This is a genomic window from Segeticoccus rhizosphaerae (assembly GCF_009192725.1).
In the GTDB taxonomy this organism is placed as follows: Bacteria; Actinomycetota; Actinomycetes; order Actinomycetales; family Dermatophilaceae; genus Segeticoccus; species Segeticoccus rhizosphaerae.
The window spans coordinates 1-991 of sequence record NZ_VOHR01000611.1 but is presented as its reverse complement, the minus strand read 5'-3'; the positions used below and the strand labels follow the sequence as shown (position 1 = coordinate 991).

Here is a 991-nt window from a genome sequence, read left to right as displayed (position 1 = left end):
AGGGCGGCGTGGGCGGCGTCGCCGTCGACGACGCTGCGGCCGTGCACCTGGGCCCAGTCACGCACGCGCCGCAGCAGCCGGTTGGCGATGCGCGGAGTCCCCCGCGACCGGCCCGCGATCTCCGCGATGCCCTCTGGCACCGCCTCCACCTCGAGCAGGACCGCGTTGCGGGTGAGGATCCGCTCGAGGTCCTGCGTCGCGTAGAAGTCGAGGTGACCGGTGAAGCCGAAGCGGTCGCGCAGCGGAGCGGGCAACAGTCCCGCGCGGGTCGTGGCACCGACCACGGTGAAGACGGGCAGCTCGAGCGGTATGGCGGTCGCCCCAGGACCCTTGCCGACGATCACGTCGACCCGGAAGTCCTCCATCGCGAGGTAGAGCATCTCCTCGGCCGCGCGGGACATCCGGTGGATCTCGTCCAGGAAGAGCACCTCACCCTCGGTGAGGGAGGAGAGTATGGCGGCCAGGTCACCGGCATGCTGGATCGCCGGGCCACTCGTGATCCGGATCGGTGCCTCCAGCTCGCTCGCGACGATCATGGCGAGCGTCGTCTTGCCGAGGCCGGGTGGGCCGGACAGCAGGACGTGGTCGGGCGGGGTGCCGCGCCGACGAGCCGCCTCGAGGACCAGGGCGAGCTGGTCGCGCACCCGCGTCTGTCCGGGGAAGTCGGCGAGCTTGCGCGGCCGCAGGGCCGCCTCGATCCGGCGCTCCTCGTCGTCCAGCGGCTCCGGCCTGGCATCGACGATGCGCGCGGTCGCGTCGCTCGAGCCGTCCGCATACCGGTCGCGATCGGTCTGCTCGCGCCGTGCGTCTCCGTCCTCCATCCGTCCCATCCGCCCTGTCAACGGCCCAGCTCACGCAGGGCGGCACGCAGCAGGCCCGAGACGTCGCCGCCGTCTCCGGCCTGGCCGGCCACCGCCTCCACCGCGTCGTCGGCCTGCTTGGCCGACCAACCGAGTCCGACGAGCGCCTCGCCGACCTGCGAGCGCCAGGG

The 991-nt window shown here is 73.1% G+C and carries 1 protein-coding gene and 1 pseudogene; both read right to left on the bottom strand.

The window, feature by feature from the left end:
* Positions 1 to 821, bottom strand: an 821-nt coding sequence (gene ruvB / locus FRW57_RS22045; protein WP_152187084.1) for a Holliday junction branch migration DNA helicase RuvB, incomplete at its 3' end; no start/stop codon positions are given.
* A gap of 17 nt (positions 822 to 838) precedes the next feature.
* Positions 839 to 991: pseudogene (locus tag FRW57_RS22040) on the bottom strand (Holliday junction branch migration protein RuvA); the annotation flags it as partial.